The organism is Nonomuraea sp. NPDC004186, from assembly GCF_053603495.1.
Window position 1 is genome coordinate 1 of the sequence record NZ_JBSGFQ010000159.1, and the last position, 23,241, is coordinate 23,241.

General features: G+C 69.2%; 22 protein-coding genes and 1 pseudogene. 12 read left to right on the plus strand and 11 right to left on the minus strand.

Annotation, left to right across the window (positions count from 1 at the left end):
• The 5 genes and pseudogenes from ACWEPL_RS58825 to ACWEPL_RS58845 all read left to right on the plus strand — a co-directional run.
• Nucleotides 1–250: pseudogene (locus ACWEPL_RS58825) on the plus strand (hypothetical protein); the annotation flags it as partial.
• Between the two features lie 332 nt (nt 251–582).
• Nucleotides 583–738 carry a hypothetical protein gene (locus ACWEPL_RS58830; RefSeq protein WP_363985014.1) on the plus strand — a complete coding sequence of 52 codons (156 nt, stop codon included), beginning with the start codon at nt 583–585 and terminating at the stop codon, nt 736–738.
• A gap of 12 nt (nt 739–750) precedes the next feature.
• Nucleotides 751–3,339: a lantibiotic dehydratase gene (locus ACWEPL_RS58835; RefSeq protein ID WP_452441829.1), complete on the plus strand. Its 2,589-nt coding sequence runs from the start codon at nt 751–753 to the stop codon at nt 3,337–3,339.
• Nucleotides 3,332–4,420 (plus strand): lantibiotic dehydratase C-terminal domain-containing protein, encoded by a 1,089-nt coding sequence (locus ACWEPL_RS58840; RefSeq protein ID WP_452441830.1) that lies wholly within the window; start codon nt 3,332–3,334, stop codon nt 4,418–4,420. Before ACWEPL_RS58835 ends, ACWEPL_RS58840 begins: the two co-directional genes overlap by 8 nt.
• Nucleotides 4,417–5,493 (plus strand): thiopeptide maturation pyridine synthase, encoded by a 1,077-nt coding sequence (locus tag ACWEPL_RS58845; protein WP_452441831.1) that lies wholly within the window; start codon nt 4,417–4,419, stop codon nt 5,491–5,493. Before ACWEPL_RS58840 ends, ACWEPL_RS58845 begins: the two co-directional genes overlap by 4 nt.
• Before the next feature lie 28 nt (nt 5,494–5,521).
• Here the strand turns inward: ACWEPL_RS58845 and ACWEPL_RS58850 are convergent, their stop codons facing one another.
• On the minus strand, nt 5,522–6,121 hold the full coding sequence (locus ACWEPL_RS58850; protein WP_452441832.1) for a site-specific integrase: 600 nt from the start codon (nt 6,119–6,121) through the stop codon (nt 5,522–5,524).
• Nucleotides 6,122–6,330: 209 nt separating this feature from the next.
• Here ACWEPL_RS58850 and ACWEPL_RS58855 point away from each other — a divergent pair, with 209 nt between their 5' ends.
• Both ACWEPL_RS58855 and ACWEPL_RS58860 read left to right on the plus strand, forming a co-directional pair.
• Nucleotides 6,331–6,663 carry a hypothetical protein gene (locus ACWEPL_RS58855; RefSeq protein WP_452441833.1) on the plus strand — a complete coding sequence of 111 codons (333 nt, stop codon included), beginning with the start codon at nt 6,331–6,333 and terminating at the stop codon, nt 6,661–6,663.
• Nucleotides 6,660–8,093, plus strand: coding sequence for a DHA2 family efflux MFS transporter permease subunit (locus ACWEPL_RS58860; RefSeq protein ID WP_452441834.1), 1,434 nt, complete (start codon nt 6,660–6,662; stop codon nt 8,091–8,093). Before ACWEPL_RS58855 ends, ACWEPL_RS58860 begins: the two co-directional genes overlap by 4 nt.
• A gap of 79 nt (nt 8,094–8,172) precedes the next feature.
• On the opposite strand, the gene ACWEPL_RS58865 is transcribed toward ACWEPL_RS58860, so the two are convergent.
• The 6 genes from ACWEPL_RS58865 to ACWEPL_RS58890 form a co-directional block, all read right to left on the minus strand.
• Nucleotides 8,173–8,367, minus strand: a complete 195-nt coding sequence (locus tag ACWEPL_RS58865; RefSeq protein WP_452441835.1) for a hypothetical protein — start codon at nt 8,365–8,367, stop codon at nt 8,173–8,175.
• Between the two features lie 111 nt (nt 8,368–8,478).
• A complete protein-coding gene (locus ACWEPL_RS58870) occupies nt 8,479–8,793 on the minus strand; it encodes a DUF4158 domain-containing protein (protein WP_452441836.1) in 315 nt (104 codons plus the stop codon).
• 121 nt (nt 8,794–8,914) lie between these two features.
• Nucleotides 8,915–9,847 carry a GNAT family N-acetyltransferase gene (locus tag ACWEPL_RS58875; RefSeq protein WP_452441837.1) on the minus strand — a complete coding sequence of 311 codons (933 nt, stop codon included), beginning with the start codon at nt 9,845–9,847 and terminating at the stop codon, nt 8,915–8,917.
• Nucleotides 9,848–9,956: 109 nt separating this feature from the next.
• Nucleotides 9,957–10,835 carry an alpha/beta fold hydrolase gene (locus ACWEPL_RS58880; RefSeq protein WP_452441838.1) on the minus strand — a complete coding sequence of 293 codons (879 nt, stop codon included), beginning with the start codon at nt 10,833–10,835 and terminating at the stop codon, nt 9,957–9,959.
• A 451-nt stretch (nt 10,836–11,286) separates the two neighbouring features.
• Nucleotides 11,287–11,919, minus strand: a complete 633-nt coding sequence (locus ACWEPL_RS58885) for a cysteine hydrolase family protein (RefSeq protein WP_452441839.1) — start codon at nt 11,917–11,919, stop codon at nt 11,287–11,289.
• 212 nt (nt 11,920–12,131) lie between these two features.
• A complete protein-coding gene (locus tag ACWEPL_RS58890; RefSeq protein ID WP_452441840.1) occupies nt 12,132–13,376 on the minus strand; it encodes an MFS transporter in 1,245 nt (414 codons plus the stop codon).
• 135 nt (nt 13,377–13,511) lie between these two features.
• Between ACWEPL_RS58890 and ACWEPL_RS58895 the strand changes: the two genes are divergently transcribed.
• From ACWEPL_RS58895 to ACWEPL_RS58905, 3 genes are all read left to right on the plus strand, one after another.
• Entirely contained in the window at nt 13,512–14,447 is a 936-nt protein-coding gene (locus ACWEPL_RS58895; RefSeq protein WP_452441841.1) for a LysR family transcriptional regulator, read from the plus strand.
• A 174-nt stretch (nt 14,448–14,621) separates the two neighbouring features.
• Nucleotides 14,622–15,092: a hypothetical protein gene (locus ACWEPL_RS58900; protein ID WP_452441842.1), complete on the plus strand. Its 471-nt coding sequence runs from the start codon at nt 14,622–14,624 to the stop codon at nt 15,090–15,092.
• Between the two features lie 607 nt (nt 15,093–15,699).
• A complete protein-coding gene (locus ACWEPL_RS58905) occupies nt 15,700–16,362 on the plus strand; it encodes a DUF4097 family beta strand repeat-containing protein (RefSeq protein WP_452441843.1) in 663 nt (220 codons plus the stop codon).
• 111 nt (nt 16,363–16,473) lie between these two features.
• Here the strand turns inward: ACWEPL_RS58905 and ACWEPL_RS58910 are convergent, their stop codons facing one another.
• From ACWEPL_RS58910 to ACWEPL_RS58920, 3 genes are all read right to left on the minus strand, one after another.
• Entirely contained in the window at nt 16,474–17,070 is a 597-nt protein-coding gene (locus ACWEPL_RS58910) for an integrase core domain-containing protein (protein ID WP_452441847.1), read from the minus strand.
• Between the two features lie 411 nt (nt 17,071–17,481).
• Nucleotides 17,482–18,030 carry an RICIN domain-containing protein gene (locus ACWEPL_RS58915; RefSeq protein ID WP_363982481.1) on the minus strand — a complete coding sequence of 183 codons (549 nt, stop codon included), beginning with the start codon at nt 18,028–18,030 and terminating at the stop codon, nt 17,482–17,484.
• A 254-nt stretch (nt 18,031–18,284) separates the two neighbouring features.
• Entirely contained in the window at nt 18,285–18,464 is a 180-nt protein-coding gene (locus ACWEPL_RS58920; RefSeq protein ID WP_350732874.1) for a hypothetical protein, read from the minus strand.
• Between the two features lie 20 nt (nt 18,465–18,484).
• On the opposite strand from ACWEPL_RS58920, the gene ACWEPL_RS58925 reads away from it, so the two are divergent.
• Nucleotides 18,485–18,988 (plus strand): LLM class flavin-dependent oxidoreductase, encoded by a 504-nt coding sequence (locus ACWEPL_RS58925; protein ID WP_452441844.1) that lies wholly within the window; start codon nt 18,485–18,487, stop codon nt 18,986–18,988.
• Nucleotides 18,989–19,054: 66 nt separating this feature from the next.
• Here the strand turns inward: ACWEPL_RS58925 and ACWEPL_RS58930 are convergent, their stop codons facing one another.
• Nucleotides 19,055–20,365, minus strand: coding sequence for an alpha/beta hydrolase (locus ACWEPL_RS58930; RefSeq protein WP_452441845.1), 1,311 nt, complete (start codon nt 20,363–20,365; stop codon nt 19,055–19,057).
• A gap of 418 nt (nt 20,366–20,783) precedes the next feature.
• Between ACWEPL_RS58930 and ACWEPL_RS58935 the strand changes: the two genes are divergently transcribed.
• Nucleotides 20,784–23,156 carry a S1 family peptidase gene (locus ACWEPL_RS58935; RefSeq protein ID WP_452441846.1) on the plus strand — a complete coding sequence of 791 codons (2,373 nt, stop codon included), beginning with the start codon at nt 20,784–20,786 and terminating at the stop codon, nt 23,154–23,156.
• Nucleotides 23,157–23,241 lie beyond the last annotated feature (85 nt).

A 23,241-nucleotide genomic window follows, 5' to 3' on the forward strand; every position in this document is an offset into this window, starting at 1 on the left:
TGCCTCAAACGAGCCCTTTCCCGACAACTGTTCAAGCTCCTCGAACGCGCACCAAAACCCCTTCATGCAACCACTTGACAGATATAGCAGCCTCGAAAAGTCCCGCGTCTTCACCGCGCTCGCGGAGTTCATCCGCGAGCTCATCGTCGCAGGCACCCGCGAGAGCTTGGACGCCGCGCGCCGGCGGGTCCCACGGGCGGCAGCAGCAGGCCTCGTGTCACGGCCGCGTGGCGGCGAAACAAACATGTAACATTTAATCGCGTCGACCTTCCGAAGGTTACTCCAGGACCACCCTTCCGCCCGTCTGAAATCTTTCGATGGGCATCGGTGATACTTCGACGGACAGCAATCTCTTACCATCGTGAAATTGACTGGTTCTGTCATCGCACTTACGGTGACGCCTGCCTGGTCGGAAAGGTGGCGACACTCGTCACCGCAGCGCGGAGGGTCGATTAATGTTCGACCTCCGCGCTTTCTGCCCATTTATTGCCCCCTTGTCGGATGGACGAGATCGCCGACCGTGCTTATGGTGTTGATCGTCACCGATATAGCCCGCTCCGGCGGGTAAGAATGGGAGTGCAGATGGCGACCGATGAACCGCTCCGCCTCGATCTGGACACGCTCGACGTGATGACGGTCGAGCTCCCCGGCGAGGATCTCGTGAAGGCCCTGGGCATGGGTCTCGGCAACACCGAAGTGGGTGCCTCGGGCATTGCGCGCACGAGCTGGCTCATTTAAGCCTCCCCGGACATGGTCTCGACGCGTCGTGGCCTGCCGGGACGCGTCGAGATCGACGCGGCTCGCCGCACGGTGGACGCGACCGTGGTTGCCAGGGTCGCCGCGCTACCGGTGACGGCGCTCGCGGAGCTGAGGTGCACGGCCACGTGGCGGAGCGTCCAGGAGATCCTCGCGGCCCGTGGCCGGCTGGCCGTCGAGGGCCGGCGGCTCGCGGACGAACTGGAGCCGGTGATCGGAGCGGTCGGGCCCGGCCCGGCGCGACCGGCGCTGGTGGCCCTGCGGCGGGCGCTGTACAACGCGAGGCGACCGGCGGGCCGTGCCTGGCCGGTGGAGATCGGTTCCGGCCTCGGTCCGCGCGTCGCGGCCTGGCTCACGGACCTCGATCGGCATGACGCGCTCGTCCGACAGCTGCCGGACCTGCTCGATCAGGAGTGCCGGGGCACCTACGAAGTGCTGCGCCGGTGGGTCGGCACCGACGCCTTCGGCTACGGCGTGCTCCAGGCGGGACCGGCGATGTCCGCCGCGCTGCGCCAGTGGCTGGCCTCGCCGCCCGGCAGCGTCCCGCCGCGCCAGGTCGCGCTCCGGCTCACCAGGTACCTGGCCCGCGTCGTGGCGAAGACCAGCCCGCACGCCACCTTCATGATGTCGGCTCTGGGGCAGTGGAGCGACGACGGCGAGCCGGTCCGCTGGGACGGGCCATGGGCGTGGCGGAGCGCTGTCGAGCCGAACGTGCCCCTGCTGCTCCGGCTGCTCACCGACCTGGCCCGCGCCGACGGCGGGCTCGCCGCCCTCTTCGAGGTCAGGCCCAACCCGAGCCTCGAGGAGGACGACGGCCGCCTGTGGTACGTGACCGGCCAGGAGGACGCGTACAGCGGCATCGCCGCGTCCCAGCCGCTCCGGCGGCTGCTGCGCCCGCCGTACGACGACCTCCGTACCCAGGCCGGCGGCGCGCTCGGCCGGCTGGTCGACCTGGGAGTGCTGGAACTCCACCCCCCGGTCGCCGACCAGGCCGCCGCGCACCTCGCCGACCTGACCGATCGGCTCGGCACGCATCCGGCGGGCAAGGCGCTGGCCGCCGTACAGGAAGTGCTCGCTCGTTACCCGGAGGCGGCCGGCGTGTCTGAACGTGAGGCGCTGCAGCGGAAGGTACGGTCCGCGTTCGCCGAACTTGCCGGAGACGATACCGATCGCCTGCCGGACCGCAACCTTTTCCACGAGAACGCCGTGGTCACCGCACCCGGCCCGCGGCTGGGCCTGGCCGCCTGGCGTCCCGCCCTGGGCGACCTGCACGCGATCGTCGACTTCGCGGCGGTCTTCGATCGTGATGGCGTCGCCCGGCTGCTCGCCGCCGACCTGTTCGCGGAGTGGTTCGGCGCCGGCGCGCAGGTGTCGTTCGGGCGGTTCCACCGAATGCTCGCGCAGCGAACCCATCCGGCCGCACCCGGCACCCCGGCCGGTGAGCTGCACGCGCTCATGTACCCGTGGCAGGAGCGACACCCGCCCGGCCGGACGCCCGCCGTGCCCCGGCTCGACGAGCTTCGAGACGCCAGGACGGCGGCGCTGGCCGCAGTGCGCGAGCTGCTGCCCGAGACCCCGGACGCGCTTACCATCGACCCGATGGTGCTGGCCGGTCTCGCCACCGACCGCCCCGAGTTCGTCCGTCCGGTGGGGTCGCTGTCCTGCTTCGTGCAGACGATCAGCTCGCCGGACGGCACGCCGGTGCGGCTGGTGCTCAACGGTCTTGGCCCGGGGCACGGCGCGATGCGCAGCCGCGTGCACCGCCTGCTGCGGGTCGCCGGAGTTCCTGCCGGCGAGAACCGCCTGCTCGGGACGGAACGCGGCATGCCGGTGGAGATCACCGGGCTGTTCGGCGGCAACGTCAACCTGCGTTCCCCGGTGGCGGCCCAGGAGATCGGCTATCCGGGCGTGGTCCCGAGCGGCCCGGCCACGTTCGACCTGCGGGACCTGGCCGTCCGGCACGAGTCCGGCGCCGGCGGCCTCGTTCTGGTGCACGCCGGGCACGGCACCCGGCTCCGGCCGGTGTACACCGGGATGGTCGCGCCCATGCTGCTGCCGCGTACGGCCCGCCTCTTGCTCCAGCTCTTCGGCGACATGCCCAGCCCGGTGATGGAGCTGGCGTCGGTCTTCTCCCGTCCGCCGGAGTCGGTGCCGGCCCGTGTCGAGCGTACGGCCCGGGTGTCGGTCGGGCGGGTCACCGTAGCCCGTGCCGCCTGGTATGTCCCGGTGCGCGAAATCCCGCGCCGGGGCAAGAACTCCGCTGCAGCGCACCTGCTCGCGCTCGCGGCCTGGTTCGCCGAGCACTCTCTGCCGGAACGTTGTTTCGTCTCCTCGGGCGATCCCGGCGCGCCGGTCCGCGAAAGGCTGCACATGGTGCGGCTCGCCAAACCGACCTATCTCGATCTGGCCGACCCCGCGCTGGTCACGCTGTTCGACCGAGGGCTGGACACGAGCGGATCGGTGGTCGTCTTTCGTGAGCTGCTCCCGGACTTCGAGGCGGCGCTCGACCTGGAAGGAGACGGCGGCCACCCTGACCGCCGCCGCCACGTGACCGAGTACGTGGTCGAGGTAGGCCATGCCTGACCGCTGGATCTCGCTGCACGCCTTCCACCAGGCCGGCACCGACCTGCTGCTCGGCACGGCCGTCGACGGCCTGGTGCGGGAGCTGGACGGACGGCTCGACCGGTTCTTCTTCCTGCGGTACTGGGAGGGCGGCCCGCATCTGCGGCTCCGCCTTCTGCCGCGCGTCCCCGACGACGCGGTGATGATCGAGAAGCGCGCCACAGCCGTGCTGAAAGAGCACCTCGCGGCGTATCCGACGACGGTCGCGTGGGACCGCGAGCACTACGCGCTGCTCGCCCAGGAGTTCGCCCGGCAGGAGGGCCTGGTCGCCTACGACCACCGGCTGCGGCCCGACGACCACGTGGAGGCCGTCGCCTACCGGCCCGAGTACGCGACGTTCGGCGGGCCGCAGGCGGTCGCCGCCGTCGAGCGGCACTTCACCGACTCCAGCCGGATCGCGCTGGCGATCCTGCGCGGCGAGCACGACCACCGGCGGCGGCTGGGCCACGCCCTCGCCGCGATGATGCTCGCCCTCCTGGCCTGGGAACCCGACCCCCGCCGCCTGGGCCCCCTGCTGGCCCGGGAACGTGACCGCTGGGATCCGGCACCGGCCCGCGCCCGGCAGGTGGAGATCTTCACGAAACAGCGCGAAGCCCTCACCGCACAGGCCGAACGGTGCCGGCTCATCGCCGCCCGCACCGCCTCGTCCGAGAGCCACGCCCCTGCTCCCTCCGCCGAGGCGCCGCCCCCGGGCGGTGTCCTCGAGGCGGGCGACGCTCACGACTCGCTCGGCGCATGGTGGCGCTCGATCGACACCCTGCACCGGCGCCTTGTCGCGCTCCAGCGGGCCGGAGGCTTCTATCCGGTCCGCAGGGAGAGGGCATCGCGCCCCTCTGGCCGCCCTCGCATTCCTGACGCCCCTGGCCCCGTGGGCGTCGACACCTCATTGGATGCGGAACGCCACGACGTCCTGATCGTGCTGAACCGGTGCGTCCACCTGTTCTGCAACCGGCTCGGCCTGTCGATCGTCGAAGAAGCGCACCTGCGCTACCTGACCGCCGTCACCCTGGACGGGCTGGCGCAGAAAGAGGGAACCTCGTGAGCAACCTCCCCTGGCACAGCATCCAGATCCGCTACTACGACCAGGACAAGGACGGACTGATCCTGGACTGCGTCCGCCCGCTGCTCGAGCACCTGGACGGCCTCTTACAGCAGCCGTACCTCGTCCGCCACTGGCGCCAGGGGCCGCACCTGCGGCTCAACTTCCGCGCGACCCTGCAGGACTGGGAACGCGAGATCCTTCCCGTCGCGACCGAAACGATCACCAGATATCTGCGCGAGCACCCGTCCACCACCCGTCTCGACGAGCACGAGCAACTCGCCGCCCACCGCCTGCTGGTCGTACTCGAGCACGAGACCGGCCCGCTGCAGCCCTGGTACCCGGACAACTCCCTGCAGACCGAGCCGTACGACGACCGGCTGCGCGTCTTCGGCGGCCAGCCGCTGGCGAACCTGATCGACGCGGCCGCCGCGGAGAGCACCCGGCTCGCCTTCGGCACGCTGGACAAGGTCCGCCGGGGCGAGCTCGCGCTGTTCGCGGTCGCCATCGACCTCATGACCGCCCTGGCGCACGTGAGCGTCCCGCCGATCGGCCGCGGCTACATGTCCTACCGCTCGCACGCCGCAGCGGCCGCCTCGTCCTGCGAGAACCGGGACGCGCTCACGGCCGCGTTCGAAGCCAGGTATCGCAAGAACGCCAGGGAAATGCGCGCGACGGTGGTCGACCTGGTCGCGTCGATCGACGCGGGCGACCCGGCGCCGCACGTACGCGACTGGATCGCCTTCACCCACCGCCAGAAGGAGATCGCTCTCCCGCTGCTGGCCCGCAAGGAGATCGACCTGGACGTCCCCGACCAGCCGGTGGCCGACCGCCGCCACCCGGTCGACTATTTCGACGTGCTCATGTCAACCGACCGGTACCGCACCGAGATCCTCGAATCGGACTGGTTCCTCGCCCACCGCCTCGTGGTCAACATGCTCTACGCGCACCTGGCCAGGCTCGGCATCACCCCGATCCAGCGGTACCTGTTCTGCTATCTGATCGCCTCCGCGGTGGAGGAGGAGTATGGCGTCTCCCCTCTGGAGAAGGCCCGCGATTACCTGCTCAGCGGCTGAATCGCCTTCGGCACATCCGAACGGAAGGTCACGGTAAGCCGCTCGACTCTGCTCTGTTGACGGGACTTCTCGTTCCGACGCTCGTCCAACTGGGCGTACAGCTGAGTGGTCTCGGTGGAGGCGTGGCCGAGGCGGCCTCGATGGAGACACCGGCGTTGATGAGCTCGGCGGCGTGGGCGACGGTGTCGATCCGATCCATCGGGTCGGCCTGCAGCAGGTCGTGGCGGACCGCCCACTTGCAGAAGGAGGCGACGACGGCGCGCTTGCGCTTGCGGCTGGACGGCGATAGGTCGGCGAGCTCGGCCAGGTAGGCGCGGATCGGCGTCGCGGTCAGCGCGGCGACCTCCTCGCCGTGGTGGGCGGCGAAGGCGATCAGGTCGCCGCGGTAGGCGCGCCGGGTGCGCGCGGAGGCGCCGGCGTTGGCCAGGTCGGCGAGGAGTCGTCGAGATGGCGGGAGAGCGGGTGGGCGCGGCCGAGTTGCTCGGCGATGACCGGATCCACCGTGTCGGCCTCCACCATCGGCCGGGTTGTCAAATAACCTGGAAACGAAGCGTCCCCACCGAACGGCGGTCGTTCCCGCTCGCGCTACGCCCGTGATCGCTGTCTGTTGACCTACACCCGTTGGCATGGGGAGATTTTAAAGGGGTTATTCCACTACTGGACAAATTCCGCTCGCTATGGCGTTGCACCGATGAGCATGGAGACATCTATCTCATTGTGCGGAGCACCATTTTATGTCCTCCCCGTCGCTAACCCCACTGACCTGGGACGCGACATCTCGGAAGCAGTTTTTTCGGCTTTTCGAGCACCTGCGGCAGGCCATTAAGGTGCACATTCATGGAATCGACTTTCCGATCGGCCGAAGAACTCGCGGCCGCCATGAGTGCCGGTGAAGCGACCTCGGCGGAACCGACCGACGAGGCGATCGCCCGCATCGAGCGGGACGACAAGGTGATCAACGCGATCTGTGTGCGGGTGTCCGTTGTGGGCGATCGCTCCCAGCGGCCCGTAGCTGCCAGGGGTGCAGGTCGGTGCGCCAGAACCGCTGGTCGTCCAGGTCGGAGAAGCGGGCGCGAACCAGTGGCCGAGCATCGAGAAGACCCGCACACCATTGACCGCGTTCAAAAGCGTGAGACCAGTAATCAACTGCTTGAGGAGAGATTCGCGTGAAAGCGTTGCTCACCCTGACCTGCGCAGGTCAGTTCATGGTGCTGCTCGACAACACGATCGTCGGCGCCGCCCTGCCCGACATGCAGCAGCGGCTCCACACCGGGCTGACCGGCCTGCAGTGGATCGTCGACGCCTACGTGCTGCTGGTGGCCATGCTGCTGCTGTCGGGAGGCGTCTTCGCCGACCGGTTCGGCCGCAGGAGGGTGTTCCTGGCCGGGGTGGTGGTGTTCACGGCCGCGTCGGTGGTGTGTTCGCTCGCGCCCTCGATCGGCTGGCTGATCGCCGGGCGGGTGCTGCAGGGCGTCGGGGCCGCGGCGCTGAGCCCCGCCTCACTAGCGCTGCTCGCCGCCGCGTACCCCGCCCCGAGGGAGCGCGTCAGAGCGATCGGGTTGTGGGCCGGGTTCAGCGGCATCGGCCTGGCCGCCGGACCACTGGCGGGCGGGATCCTGGTGGAGTCCTTCGGCTGGCCCGCCATCTTCCTGGTCAACGTGCCCATCGGGGCGGTCCTGCTGCTGGCCGGGCTGCGCGTGCTGGGCGAGTCCCGCAACCCGAGCGCACCGCCGATCGACGTCCCCGGCACGGTCCTGTCCGTCGCGGGCGTGGGCGCTGTGACCTACGGCCTGATCGAGGGCGGTTCCCGAGGCTGGACCTCGCCGGTGATCCTGGGCAGCTTCGCCGCCGGACTGGTGCTCCTGGCCGCGTTCGTCGTGGTCGAGGGTCGTGTGTCGACGCCGATGCTGCCGCTCCGGCTGTTCCACCAGCGGCTGTTCACGGTGTCCAACACGGCGATGGTCGTGGTCGGGTTCGCGCTGATGGGGTCGACGTTCTTCTTCTCCCAGTTCTTCGTCTCCGTCCAAGGCACTTCGATCCTGGTCGCCGGGCTGCGGACCCTGCCCACCTCGCTGGCCATGGTGATCGTCAGCCCGTACGCGGGCCGGTTCGCGGCCAGGTACGGCTTCCGCGTCGTCGTCAGCATCGGCCTGGCACTGGCCGGGCTGGGGCTGCTGGCGCTGGGCTTCGTCCACGCCGATACCGGCTACGGGAACGTGTGGTGGCGGCTGGCGGTCGTCGGCATCGGGTTCGCTCTCACCATGTCGCCGCTGACCGGGGCCGCCATCCAGGCGGTCAGCCCGCAGGAAGGCGGCCTCGCCTCGGGCGTCAGCAGCACCACCCGGCAGATCGGCGCGGTGCTCGGCGTGGCGGTGCTCGGGGCGATCGTTCACACGCGGGAGTCCGGCGGAGCCTCCTTCGAGTCCGGCCTCAACAGCGCCTTCCTCGCGGCAGGTGCCGTGACGCTGGCCTGCGCCGTGTTCACCGGCCTGTGGCTGACCGCGGCCCGGACGCCGAGGGACGTCCGGGCCGAACAGCCAGGAGGCCGAGCAGTCAGTGAGCCGCCGCTGACAACTCCTCCCAGTCGGCCCACGTCTTGAGCCGCTCGACGTAGGCCTGCTGGGTCATCCGCAGCCCTTCGGTGCCGAAGAACACCTGCAGCGGCGAGCGAGCCGCCGGTTATGGGGCGAAGAGGACTTGGGACTCGAGGTCGAGTCGGGTGGTGGGGTTGGCGGCCGGCAGGGTCAGGTTGAGGATCCAGTTGCCGAACCGGCGGATGACGTGGGCGATGCAGGGCGAGACGGTGGCCAGCAACCCGTCGTACGCGCTGCGCCGGGTGATGGGGTCGACCAGCAGCAGCCGGGCAGATCGCACTCGGCGCGAACCAGCTCCTCCAGCGCCACATTGATCAAGTCAGCGGGGTTGTCCTTGGCCTGGACCGCCTTGCGGATCGCCTCATCGGCCACCCCCCGGACCAGGGCCGCATCATAGGTGCCCCCATCCGCTGGCGCACGAACGACCGATGCCGCTTGGCCGACCGCTCCGCGGCATCCTCCAGCACCACCCCTCCGGCAGGCCGATCATCTCTCGGATGTGCTCGAAGAGCACCGCGGGGACGTCCTTGAGCTTCGGGAAATATCCCAACCGCCGACAGGCCTTCAACCACACCGGTGACGCCGGCAGATGCTGATCATCCTGCGTCTTGCCGCGCGTCCACTCCACCTCGGCCTCCGACGGAGTGAACACCTCCGCCAGCTCCCGCGCAAACCTCGGGTACGCCGTCCGATCGATCGGCGCCACCCAAACCCCCCGAAACCATCACTAACCAGCGTGAAGTCAGGAGTTTGGCGACCGGCGATCAAAAGCGCGGCCCGTTTCCGCCGTATTCCCGTGGCACCCGTAGCGATCTGGGTAGCAGCCCTTAGGACCGGAGGTCGTTGGACAGGTTGATCCGGATCTCCGTGTTGCGGTATCCGGCGCGCCCGAACGCGGCCGCCATCGGCGCATTGCCCACGTCGGTGGTGGCGGTGATGCGAAGCTCTCCGTTGGCCGCGTGGATGCGGGTGATCTCGGCGAGTATCTCGTCCACGTAGCCGCGCCCCCGGAACTCCGGGACCACCCCGAGATACCCGACGTTCACGTTGTACGGCGTTGCTGAGGGGATCGCCATTCCCGCCACCTCGCCCTCGTGCGTATAGGCGATCCGCCACCACTCCCGCTTGCCCGGCGCCCTGAGATAGAAGTCCATTTCTTCGCGCGCGGTCGCGTCCACGCCCTTGGCTGCCAGGTTCGCACGAGTCTGGGCGTCCAGGCTGCCGTCGGCGATTCTCGTGAATACCGTCAGGAACTCCTCGTCGGAAGCCTCGGCGAACCGCAGCACGCCGGTCACCGGGGGCACCCCGTCGGCGGGTGCCCACTCGAACTGCAGCCGCTCCACTTCCCGGGTGAGGCCGGCCGCGTGTGCTGCCGCCCGCCGCCATTCCACGGCCATCGAGGTGGCCGGATCGTCGCGCCAGCCGCCGGCTGCCTTGATCGCGTACTGCACCGGCTGCGGGAATCCGGTCAGCGCGGCCCTGATCAGCTCGGCGGCGATGGCGGCGCGGTCGCCCATGGCGGGATCCACGTCGAGGCAGTCGAGCGCTACCGGGTGCGCACTGTCCTTCGGCCCCCACCACAGCGCCCGTCCCACGACCTGGTCGTCAACCTCGGCGATCCACGTCCATTCCGGCCGGTACATGTTCTCGGCCAGATCTGCGAGGTAACGGTCGGCGGGGATCCAGCCGACGGGCTCGGCCACGCTCCACCTGGTCACGTGGTCGAGGTCGGCCGGAACGGTAGGGCGGTAGGAGATCATCTGCATAAACTAAAGTCCTTTTGTCATCATTTGAGCCAAATATTCGGCCGTTCCTTGAAGCCCGGCGCCGCCCCGCTCAGGGGCGGCGCCCATGCCCTGGGCAGGGCGATCATGTCGCCGTATGCGCGAGGATCGCCGTCGCCAGTTCCTCGTGCACCTCCACCGGCAGCGTATGCCCCATCCCCTCCACCATCATCAGCCGCGCCCCTGGGATCCGCTCCGCGATGAGCGCGCTGTGACCGGGTTTGGCGGGCTCGCAGGTGCCCTCGACGGCCAGGGTCGGCGCCTTGATCTGGTCCAGGACGCCCACCGGCTCGAAGTCCGGGTTCGCCGCCGCGGCCCGGCGGTGATTGGCCACGGCGGACAGATCGCGGGCCCGGTCGTAGATGTGTTCTTGCAGCAGGCGGGCGGCGTCCTCGTCGAAGGGCAACCCCATCCCGTGCAGGACGCGCTGCTCGGCGATCATGAGGTCGATCTGCTCGCGCCGACCGGCGGGCGGCGGGCTCGTGACCAGCGCACGGAAGAACTCGACGAACTCCGGCGCCGGCGGTGGCAGGCTGCCTTCGGGCTGCGGCTCGCCCATCAAGGCCCGCATGATCACCGCGCCTTCAGCGCCGCCGAGCGGCGAAGAGCCGATGACGGTGAGTGTGCGCACCCGCTCCGGCCGCTCCACCGCGATCAGCTGGCCGAGCAGCCCGCCCGCCGAGTGGCAGACCAGATGAGCGCTGTCCAGGCCATGCGCGTCCATCACCCGCAGTACGTCGTTCTTGATGTCGTCCCATGTATAAGGCTCCTTGTCGAAGTCGATGGTGTCCGAGCGGCCGGTGTCGCGGTGGTCGTATCGGATCACGCGCCGGCCACCGGCCGTCAGCCTGCCGATAAACGCGTCCGGCCACAGGACGCCCTGCGACATCGAACCCATGATCAGCAGGATCGGCGCGTCCGTGGCGGCGCCGAACTCTTCGCTCCAGATGTTGTTCTCAGGCATGTTCAAAGCATGTCCTGTCCCGCTACGGGTGCCTTCTGTAGAACTACTAGGGACGTCAGTTCAGTACGGATGCCGACGCCTACCTTCGGATAGATCCTGTTGAGGTGATACTCGACCGACCGCCAACGGGACAGAATCCAAGGTCTGTCTGGTCAGTGCTCCTGCGCGGCCCGTACTCGGGCGCTTATGTCCGAGCTGTGTACGCTCGCGTCTCCCCCGAGGCCCTGGCCCGCTGGCAGCAGGGCCGCGACCCCGCCGCGCGCCGCCGCTGACGGGGCGCAGGGCGAGCCCAACCCTGCACAAGGGTGTCAGAACTCCTCATTTCTGCGAGCACGACCCCACGAGCCGAAAAGATGTTCTGGGAGCGAGGTAGTCACATGTCGTCAGCGGCCAGAACCCGAGGTCTGGCCGCTGACGCGATCCCCTAACGGTCGCTGATCATCATTGACGGTTAGGCCCTGCTGGTCTTTGCCCGATCACGATGACTTTCGTGCAGGAGCGACCGCAGTTCGGCGGTGTCGATGATGTGGGCCAGTCTCGGGAAAACGCTGGTCATCAGGGTCTGGTGGACTTGTGGGTCCGGGTCGGTGACGCCGTCGGAGAGGACGTAGAGCCGGTAGTCGCGGTCGGCGGCATCAGCGACGGTGGACAGTACGACGCCGCTGGTGGTGATGCCGGCGATGACCAGGGTGGTGATTCCGCGATCCCGCAGTTGCCGGTCTAGGTCTGTCGTAGACAGCGCGCCGTAGCGGGTCTTGCGGACGGTGATGTCGCCGGGCTCCGGGGCAAGCTGATCGTGAAAGGCGCTGTCGGGCTCCTCGTGGTGCATGAGGTGCTGCTGGCCGAGGAAAGAGAAGGTCTTGTTGGCCGGTGGGATCGCCGCCCAGTCGGCTTCGGTGAATCCGACCCGCACGTAGGCGATGGCGGCGCCGTGCGCTCGCATGTCGGCGATGGCACCGGCCACTCGTGACAGCAGCGCTTCCGGGTTGGCCAGGCCGGGGAGCGAGGCCAGGATTCCCTGCTGGTAATCCATGATGAGCAGTGCGGCCGTCCGGGGGTCCAGCGCCGGGGGTGTGACGGTCATTTTTCTCTCCTTGGGTGATGAGGGGTGCCCTGGCACGCGGGATCGCGTGCCGGGGCCGACTACACGTTGGGCACGTGAGCCACGATGTGCCGCGCCGCGACCCCGTCGGCCACGGCGTGAAGGCCGTCACGCTCATCTCCGAGCTGTACGCGGAGGGGCGAACCGCTCCGAAGGGGCCGTGGCCCGATCGCGGTGACGGCTGTGGCGGCCCGTTAGGTGCGACTGGGTGTCGGCTTCGGCTCGGCGAGTGGCGCCGCGGCGCGCCGGGGAAGCAGCAGCGGGGTCGTCAGCAGGAGTACGCCGGCCAGGCCGATGGCCGTGCGCGGGCCGAGCAGGCCGCCCAGCACGCCCCAGGCGGCCGTCAGGAGCGCGGTCGAGGCCTTGGTCGTCACCGTCCAGGCGGACAGCGTGCGGGTGATCCGGTCGGGCGCGGTGCGATCGAGGCGGTAGGTTGCGTAGACGGGATTGAAAACCCCGCAGCAGAAGATCAGCCCGAGCTCGACGCCCATCACCAGCAGCAGCCCGCCGGTCCCCGGCCCCAGGAAGACCAGCCCGGCGGGCCATAGCGCGCGCAGCGTCCCGGCCGCGACCAGGACCCGGTGCTGCCCGAACCGGGTGACGAGCGGCCGGGCCAGCCGCGCACCGAACAGCCCGCCGATCGCGGGCGCGGCGAAGGCGAGGCCGTACTGCCACGGTGTGAACCCGAGCCGGCCGAGCATCAGGACGGCCAGCAATGCGTCGGTGGCCATCAGCAGGCCGTTGAACAGGGCGGTGTTGAAGAACAGCGGCCGCAGCGTCGCGTCGGCGAGGATGTACCGCCATCCGTCGAGCAGGTCCCCGGCCCGCATGCGCGCGGCCTGCCTGCGCTCGGGCCTCGGCTCCTTGCCGCCCGCCGCGCGGATGCTCAGGGCCGAGAGCAGGTAGCTGACCGCGTCGGCCACCACCGTCACCACCGGACCGAGCAGCCCGATCGCGGCACCGCCCAGCGGCGGTCCGATGATGGTGGTCGTCCAGGTCGTGGACTCGAAGCGGGCGTTGGCGACGAGCAGGTCCTCGGCCGGCAGCAGCGTCTTCAGGTACGCGCCGGAGGCGGCGCGGAAGGTGATGTCGGCGGCCGCGACGACGACCGAGACCAGCAGGAGCTGGACGAAGGAGAGCACGCCGAGCGCGAACGCGGCGGGAATCGTCAGCAGCGCCGCGAACCGCACCAGGTCCATTCCGATCAGCACCGGCCGCTTGCGGCGGAACTCCACCCACGGGCCCAGCGGCACCGCCACGGCCGCGCCCACCAGAGCCCCCACCGAGGACAACGCCGCGATCTCGGCAGGCCCGGCGTGCAACACCTGGAGCGCGATCAGCGGGAACGCGCCGAAGGCGAGCCACGTGCCGAGCGCGCTGGTCCCGAACGCTCCCCAGAGCCACCCGAACTGCCGCCCCAACCGGTTCCCGCTGCGCATGCCCGCCGCTCCTCGCCACTCGCTCGCACAACTGATTTGTGATCACAAGCATCAAAGCGCGCGCCGTACCAGGGGATCAAACAACTTCAGAGCCTTCAGCTACAACGAACGGTTGTATCTGTAGAGTGTGTCCGCATGGACCTCGACACCGTCCGGACCTTCGTCGCCGCCGCCGACGCGGGGCAATTCCAGGAGGCCGCCGCCGAGCTGGCGGTCACCCAGCAGGCCGTCTCCAAACGCATCGCCGCGCTGGAGCGCAACCTCGGCGTGCGGCTGTTCACCCGCACGCCGCGCGGCGCCGAGCTCACCATCGACGGGCAGGCGTTCCTGCCCCACGCCCGCGAGCTGCTGCGCGTCGCCGAGCGCGCGGTCGCGTCCGTGCGTACCGACAGCCGTCCGCTGCGCGTCGACATGATCGCCTCACGCAGCGCGGCATCGGGCCTGATGCGCGGCTTCCACCGCGCGCACCCCGAGATCGACCTCGACGTGGTGATGCTGTTCGACATCGAGACGGCCCTCGCCGCCATCCGGTCCGGTGCGATCGACGCGTCCTTCCGCGCCGTCGCCATGCCCGGCCGGCCCCTTCCCGAGGACATCGAGTCCGTCCGGGTGCTCGACGAGCCGCTCCAGCTCCTCACCGGGCCCGCCCACGCGCTGGCGGGCGCCCGGTCGGTGACCCTGACCCAGCTCGCCGGGCACCGGATCTGGATGCCCGGCCTCGTCCCCGGAACCGAGTGGGCCGCCTACTACGACGACCTCGTCGCCGAGTTCGGCCTCACCATCGAGGCGACCGGCCCCAACTTCGGCTCCGACGCGCTCCTCGACACCATCGCCGACACCCCGGCCCTGGCCACCTTCATGGGCGAGCAGACCCGCCTCGTCTGGCCCGCCGGCCACGGCCTGCGCCGCATCCCAGTGGCCGACCCCACGCCCGTCTACCCGCACTCGCTCCTGTGGCACCGCGACAACCCCCACCCCGCGCTGGCCACCCTCCGCGCCCACCTCGCCGCCACAGCGGCCGGCCACGGCGCCGCCGGGACCTGGACGCCGGACTGGGCAATCCCGCGCTGAACGCCGCCTCGGCGGGCCGGACCGCCAAACCGAAATTCAGCACAGCTCGCCGCAGATGGTCTCACGCTGGCCCCGCAGATCATCGACACAGCCACCGGCACCCTGAATCGGCTGGCCGCCGACCCCGCAAGGGCCGGCCACGTCCGTGTCAATGCCGCGAGGGCACCGGCGAATATGAGCGACGGGCAAGGCCGCAATTTGCCGGCCGGACTGGCCGTCGACCCAGCCCTGAACGGTGAGAGCCGCATCACGGCGGCATGGAAGCTGGCCGAGTTGGACGACCCGCGAGCGGCCGAAGTGTGGGCCGCGCTGGTCGGCGACCCTGCTCTGCACGGCACCACCCGGGCCACGGCAGCGCGAGAACTGGCCGAACTGGATGATGTACAGGATTCTGCCCACCCGGCCGCGCTGGCGACCAACTCCGCCCTGGACGATCTTTACGGCATGGCGGCGGCAGAGGCACTGATCGAGCGGGCTGATCAGCGAGCTAGCAAGCACAGCCTGCCCGGCCAGCACCCAGCTGACGAGATGCGGCACCTGACATATGGGCGCCGCTGGCGCACCCGAGCCATCGCCTGGATCATCAGGCGGACTGGCGGAGTCCCGCGGCGGTTTCTCGTAGAGAACGGCTCTTCCACGAGGTAATGAGGACGACGGTAAGTGCCCAGGCATTAAGGCTGGGCTTCTCCCGGAACCTGGCCGAAACCGAACCAGGTCCCCACCGCGAGCAAATCGACGCCGTTATCGGCACGATCGGCGTCTGGCTCACCGCCGGGCTACCCAGACCGAAATCCCGGGCCGTACCGAGGACTTCTCACGTGCTGTGACCCGCGGAAATGCCGATCCTTTGGGCCATATGACGCGATTCTCACCAGCGGGCCGTCTACCGCGCTCTCGCGGAACATGAGACGGCCCACCGCTACCCCGACGCCGTCGAACAGGCCCACGCGGAGCACGTCGCCCGCCACGAAGGACTCCAGCTCAAGTAGCCGGTGCGAGTGCTCTTCCGCCTCGGCAGGAAAGCCACGTCACCGCAGGTCAGGGTTTCTATTGCTGCCGGGACCCCGGTACGTGATGCCGGTGATGGTCGGCCACCCCGACACCACTGGCGAGGGCCAGGCGCCGGCCTCGCCCTGAACGCACGCAAGAGGCCCGCCGGATGTCAGCAGCGGCGTCAGGACGGCGACAGCCGCATATCAGAGCGGTCGGCGATCGTAGGGACATCGAAAGAACACCGCACAAGGAGCACACGATGCAGAAGTTCGACACCCCCGCCCCGATCGCCGCCGTCCTGCACATCCCCGCGGGACGCGTCCAGCTCATCGCCGCCGACCAGGCCGACACCACGGTCGAGATCCAGCCCACCAACCCCTCCAAGAGCCGTGACGTGAAGGCGGCCCAGGAGACCACGGTCGCCTACGCCGACGGCGTCCTGCGGATCGAGACCTCGGTGAAGGACCGGTACCTCGGCCCGTCCGGATCCATCGACGTGACCGTCAAGCTGCCCACCGGCTCCCGCATCGAGGCGAAGGCGGCCGCCGCCGAACTCCGGACCCTCGGCCGCCTCGGCGACGTCGCCTTCGACGGCGCGTACCGCCAGATCACGCTCGACGAGATCGCGAGCCTGCGCCTGACCGCGACCGACGGCGACGTCGAGGTCGGCCGCCTGGCCGGCCCCGCGGAGATCAACACCGCACGGGGCGACATCCGCATCGCCGAGGCCACCGGCGGCAAGGTCGTGCTCCGCACCCAGTCCGGCGACATCGCGATCACCGCCGCCGCCGGCGTCTCGGCCGCGCTGGACGCCGGCACCACCTACGGCCGCATCACCAACGCCCTCAAGAACAACGGCAGCACCGAACTCGACATCCACGCCACCACCTCCAACGGCGACATCACCGCCCGCAGCCTGTGACCCGCAGGCTCCCAAGGAGAGGCAGACCAAGCCCGCCGACGACGAACGGCCCCGGGTCCATCCATGCGGACCGGGGCCGTTCCAGGCGCGGGTGCCAAGAACTCGGCTACCCTATGCGACCTGCACGTATTCGTGGATCAGTCCACCGAGACGGTCACGTCGGATGACCTTGCTGTCGCCCTCAACAGGATCGGGAAGGGCTCGCGGCGGAGCGGCCTCGCCCAGGGAGCGATGCTCATTGAAGTGGGCCTCATAGGTCGCCAGCACGCGCCGTGAATGGCGAACGTTGACGATGAGGATCCGATCGAGGAGTTCTCGGCGCAGGCCGCCGATCCAGCGTTCGGCGAACGCGTTGGCCCGCGGAGCGCGAGGGGGCGGCTTGAGGACGCGGATGCCTGCGGCCGTGAAGACTTCGTCGAACATCGTGTCGCCACCTCCGACGCCGCAGCCGTGCAACGCGTGCTCCGCGACGCCCGCGTCGAGGGTGGGACCCTGGCCACCACCGAGCTGGGCGAGGCCATCGACGGCCACACCTTCGTCCTGGTCGGCGCGCTGACCGCCCTGGAGGTGCTGATGGCGATCGTCGGCGTGCTCGACGTTGCCGCGTGCCTTCTCACTGCTGGCTCTCGGCCTCTGGGCTCTGACCGCCGTCGCCGGCTCGGCCCTGGCCGGAACGGCCCCCGCCCGCCGAGCCGCCCGGCTGACCATCCGCAAGGCCCTGGTCTACGTCTAAAGGAGTCCTGATGCGTAAGACGCTGTTCATCCTGCTCGCGCTCGCTGCCGTGATCGGTGGCCTGGCCGTGGCCGCTCATCAGCTGGACCTCTCGGCCCGAGCGTCGCGGCGTGGACGCTCACATCGGCTCAGGTCCGTGGCGGCCGGACGTAGCAGGGCAGGGGCAGATGTGGGCCGGCAATACATCCGACACATCCCCGGCCGACAGCTCGCAGCTGCCGTAGGACCAGTGAACGCAGTCACACCGGCAGCCCGGCCCGTGCTTCATCGCCGTCCTGGCCGCCCTCAAGCGGACAAAGGTCACACTTGCGGGCTCTCCCGAGCCTGCAAGTGTGACCGGCGATCATCGCCGCGCCGCACCGCGGCATAGGTCCGGAAGTGTGGGCTCAGCCGTAGTAGTCGCGGATTTCCCAGAAGCGGGAGGGATGGCCGTCGCAGGTGTACTGGACGGCCTCGATGTTGTTCTCGGTGCTGACGCCGCCGGCGATCGTGAGGCATTTGCCGGTCTGGACATTCCGGAATTGGATGTGTTGGCCGACCTGATTGCCAAGCGCCCAGTAGCGCGAGGGGTGGGTGTCGCAGGTGTACTGGAGGGCGACGACGTTGTTCTCGGTGCTGACGCCGCCGGCGATCGTGAGGCATTTGCCGGTCTGGCGGTTCCTGACCTGCAGGTACGCGCTGGAGTAACCCCAGACGTCCCAGCGGCGGGAGGGGTGGCTGTCGCAGGTGTACTGGACGGCGTGGACGTTGTTCTCGGTGCTGACGCCGCCGGCGATGGTCAGGCACTTACCGGTCTGCCAGTTCACGAGCTGGACGTTCGACGCGGCCCAGACGGCCGTGGACGAGGGGGCGGCGGATGCCGGGGTGGCGGTGGTCGCGCCGAGGGCGAGGAGGGGAGCGATGACGGCTGCCCTGCGAAGAATGTAGGACTTCATAGGACCCAGCGTGCGGGCGCAGGGCCGGCATGGCCTGAGTACCTCGTACTCAATGTGTGCCCTGGGGCGGGTTGCTCCGGAGAGGCTGTGGCTTGGGCAGGAACAGACGCGCGGCCAGGGCAAAGCCGGCAATGGAGATCCCGAAGGAGGGGCTCGCAACGCTGACCACCGCCAGGAGCCACGGTCTGCCTGCCGCTATGAAGACGGAACGTCCCCCCGTCCTGCCGGGCAGGGGGACAATGGACCGCCGCGCGTCACACCGGGCGCTTGGCACCCGATTCGCCGTCGGCCAGCACCATGGCCCCTGGCGGTGATGGTTGTTGCGGCTTGCGGATCACGGTATCCGCATGCGCAGGAGTGATACCCAGCACCAGCACGGCGGCCATGCCGACGGCCGAAGCGGCGGCACGGCGAGTCCAGGTACGGGTCTTCATACGGCTCTCCCAGTCGGCCGATGATCACGACAGTACTGTCCACCAGCATCAGTGCTACATCCCCGCCCGTCCACCCCAGAAGGGCCGGGTGGCCACAAGCGGACAGGCCCTCGCACCCGCAGACGTTCACGACGGCTACGGGCTCGACACTGGATCAGCTGAGCGACGGCCGTCTCACCCTCGGCGTCGGACTCGGAAGCGACCGGTTCGGCGGCGAGCCGTCCAAGACCGGCGAGCAGCTCGACGACCGGCAGCGCGGGCGGATGCTCGACGAGTCCTTGGCGATCCTGGCCGCCGCCTGGTCCGGCGAGCCGGTGCGCCATCGCGGCGAGCACTACACCGTCGACGACATCACGTTCCTGCCGCGGCCGGTTCAGCGGCCCGGCGTGGCCACCCTCACCGAACTGCGACATCGCCATCGGCCTGCCCTCCGACGCCGACTTCGAAGCGGTACAGGGACGCCCGGACGGGTAACGGAGTCTACGGCGACGTCCGGTCCCCCGCTCTCAGCGCCCCGCTCGTAATGGAGCGGGGTCGGCAACGCCTGCCAGGTGCCGTCGGCCGGCCGGCGACGGAGCCGCAGAGGGCCCTCATCGCACGCACACCGATCCGGTGGCAGGCAACGCGCCGGTCACCAGGTAGGTGTCGATGCGTTCCGTCGCGCAGGCGGACCTCCGGTATGCGGTGTGGCCGTCGCCGTCGTTGATCAGCAGTCCCGAGCCCTGAATGCGTTCTGCAAGGCTGCGCGCCCAGCGGAGTGGAGTGGCGGGGTCGTGAGTGTTGCCGATCACGAGAATCGGCGGCACGTTGCTGATCGTGCGTTGACGCCGCGAGTGAGCCGGAGGGATCGGCCAGCCTACACACCCCGCGGTCATGTCCCAGAATTCGGACGTGCCGAGCATATGAGGGGCCACGCTGCGGACCTGCCGCGTACGTTTGCGCATGTCGGCAAAGCTGTGGATCCCGGGATCGATGTCCTGGCAGAGGATCGACCGGTAGGCGGCTGTGCTCACCGGATCGTCCAGCGCTTGGGCCCGCATGGTCGCGAAGAGTTGGGCGTCGCCCTGCTCAGCCTGCGTGATCGCGGTTGCGAGGCCACCCGCGAACTCCGGAGTCATGGTGAGGAAGGCATACGCGGAGTAGCGCAGTTCCTCGGCGGTCATGGGCCGGCCGCCCGATACGCCGATCGGCGCTCGCTCGGCCGCGGTGACCAGGCGGTCCCACACCTGGCTGACGTCGCGACCGTGCAGGGCGCACGTCGCGGTGCGGTCACACCAGGCGGTGAACCGGTCGAAGGAGTCCTCCACGGCCGTTGCGGCGTCGGTGACCAGCCGTGATGCGGGTATGGCCTGATCGACGGCACCGTCCAGTGCCATCGTGCGTACCCTGCCGGGGAACAGGCGGGCGTACTGTGCTCCGAGCATGCTGCCGTAGGATTTGCCGAAGAAGCTGATCTTCGTCTCGCCGAGGGCGGCCCGCACCGCGTCGAAGTCGCGCGCGACGTTCGCCGTGTCCAGGTGTGCCGGCAACGGTCCGGTGGAGGTGAGGCAACTGCGGCCGGTGGCCGCGTTCCAGTCGACGAGCTGGTCGTATCCGGCCTTGTCCTTCGGGAACTGGCTGATCTCAGGATTGTGGACGGGCCGGCCGCATCGCAGCGCCGGGATGCTTTCCCCCACTCCACGCGGGTCTATGCCGATGATGTCGAAGCGGCGGCGTAGCTCTTCGGAGAAGGTGTCGGCGGCGTAGTCGCGCACCAGCAGAGCGGCGGGCACTCCCGGCCCGCCCGGGTTGTAGAAGAGGGTGCCCACCCGGGCCGAGGGATCCGTGGCCTTGCGGCGCACGACTGACAGCTTGATCCTGGCACCCGATGGGGCGTTCCAGTCGAGCGGCACTTCGACCACGCCGCACTCGGCTCCTGGCTGGTCCGCGCAGGCACGCCAGGACACGCCGGCTCTGCCGGAGTCTGAGGCGGAGGTTCTCCCAGAGGCCTGGGCCGAGGCGAACGCGCCGCTCGCCAGGACCGGTATAGCGGCAGACACCACAATGCCGATCGTCATGTATCGCTTCACGACAGAGTATGGTTCCCGGCCGCTTCGATGAGGTCATCGACCGGAAGTACGATCCCGGTCGGCCGAACGGCTGAACCGGATACCGCCCTCGAAGAAGTCATACGCCGGCGCAGGATCGTGTCAGGGCGGATCAGCAGTGACCTCGCCTGCACACATGACGAGTGCAAAGGAGCTCTCCGCTGGGCAAATGGCCGCTTTATGTCCGGTAGATGCCCTGGTTCGCAGAGATCGCGAATCCCACAATCGTGCCGTGAACCTCCAGCGAATGATCCGGTTATTACACATCACAGCCCTCTCGTTCTTGATGGCCATCTCCTCGGCGGTGCTCTGGGCGGGGGCGACGCCGGCGTATGCGGTGCGGGGCGGGAGCCCGGTCGCCGACGGTACGTGGGGTTTCGTGGCGAAGGTGAACGTCGGCGAGAAGCACGCATGCACGGGAGCCCTGGTCAGCCCGCAGTGGGTCATCACGGCCACCAGTTGTTTCGCCGCTGAGGGGCAGCCCGTCAAGAGCGGGGCGCCGACGGAGGCGACGACGGTGACGGTCGGCAGGACGGACCTGTTCGGCTCGGGCGGGCGGGTGCTGCCCGTGGAGTGGATCCACCCGCACCATGACCGGGATGTCGTGCTGGTCCGGCTGTCGTTGCGGGTACTCGACGTGACACCCGTCGCGGTCAGCGCCACCGTTCCCGCCGCGGGGGACGCGCTACAGGTCGCCGGCTATGGCCGGACCGCTGAGGAGTGGGCGCCCAACCGGCTGCATGCCGCGCCGGTCACCGCCGGGGCCGTGGCCGCCGGCTCGTTCGGCTGGACCGGAGCGAGCGGCGGTGAGGCGAGCGCCTGTCAGGGCGACGCGGGTGCCCCGGTGTTCCGTACGGGCGGGAGCCGTCCGGAGCTCGTCGGGCTCAGCATCGGCGCGGGGCAGGGGGGCTGCCTCGGTGCGGCCGGCGACGGGCCGCGCGGCGCCGACGCGGTGCGGGTGGACGACCTGGCGAGCTGGATCAGCCTGGTCGCGGCCGAGCCCACCGCCACCTTCCGGACGTACGGCCCCAGTTCGACCGGGATCGGCGGCTACGACCTGAAGGACGCCCGCGACCAGGTGGTGGCGTTCGACTATGCACATTCGGGGAAGCTGGATCACCTGCTGTTGTACCGGCCGGGAGCCGGGATGGTCTCCATCGTCAAGCGAGGCGCGGACGGCACCTACGCGCCGGTCTACTCCTCGGCCGACGGTGGGATCGGCGGCTATGACCTGAAGAGCCCGGCGGACCGGATCACCGCCTTCGATTACGACGGCTCCGGGAAGCTCGATCATCTGGTGTTGTACCGGCCGGCGACCGGGATAGTGCACATTCTCAAGCACGGCAGTGGTGCCACGTTCACGCCGGTCTATTCCTCGGCCGACAGTGGGATCGGCGGTTACGACCTGAAGAGCCCGGCGGATCAGATCATCGCCTTCGATTACGAGGGCTCGGGCAAGCTCGATCATCTGCTGCTCTACCGTCCGGGCGGGCACACGGCCTGGATCCTCGAGCACGGCGCGGGCAACACGTTCAGAGCGGTGTTCCACAGCTCGACCGGCATCGGCGGCTATGACCTGCTGAACACGGCGGACCGGATCACCGCCTTCGATTACGAGGGCTCGGGGAAGCTGGATCATCTGGTGTTGTACCGGCCGGGGGCCGGGATGGTCTCCATCCTCAAGCGAGGCGCGGACGGCACCTACGCTCCGGTCTACTCCTCGGCCGCCGGCGGGATCGGTGGTTACGACCTGAAGGGCACGGCGGATCAGATCATCGCCTTCGATTACGAGAATTCGGGGAAGCTGGATCATCTGCTGCTCTACCGTCCGGGCTCGGAGACGGCCTGGGTCCTCCAACACGGCGCGGGCACCACGTTCAGAGCGGTGTTCCACAGCTCGACCGGCATCGGTGGCTATGACCTGAAGAGCACGAGGGACCGGATCATCGCCTTCGATTTCCAGGGGTCGGGCGGGCAGAGCCATCTGCTCCTCTACCGGCCGATGGACGGGATCGCGTGGGTCGTCGGCCGGGCCTATCCGCCTGGGCGGCCGATCCTGGAGACCGTGTGGCCCGTCATCCGCCCGGACTCCATCGTGGAGAACTTCGCCTATCCCGTGGACTTCCATCACGAGTTCGCAGGTACGTCCGGTCAGGACGACTGGGGTACGGACGAGGCCGAGGCGAAGAACTTCCAGCTGCTCTCCGGGAACGGCGGGATCATCTGGGTCTCGTGCACCGCGTCCCCGGAGAACGGGGTCGGCGTGATCAAGGTGTTCCCGGGCCTGTTGAACGGCCAGACCGAGGTCGGCGAGCCGCACCTCGGCGTGACGGCGGTGTGCTTCAAGGTCATCGGACCCGCGGGATACGTGAAGCTCCGGATCCCGAACGTCTACGAGGTCCAGGGGGACAGCCGCTCACCGGGAGCCGGCCATGACGTGGACGCGACTGTTGTGAACGTGACGTCCGGCGCGGAGCGCACCAAGCGCGTCGAGCGGGACGAGAGCGAGCAGTTCGGACGTACGGACACCACCTGTGACGAGAACCACCCGGATTATCCGGACAACTGCCGAGAGACCCTCCTGGAACTGCGGGTCGTCAGCTGAGAACGGAACGGGGGGCCCGCGGGTGTAAAGCGGGGGGGCGGGCGGACCCAAACAATTGTATCAAACACCAGACTTCCGAATATCA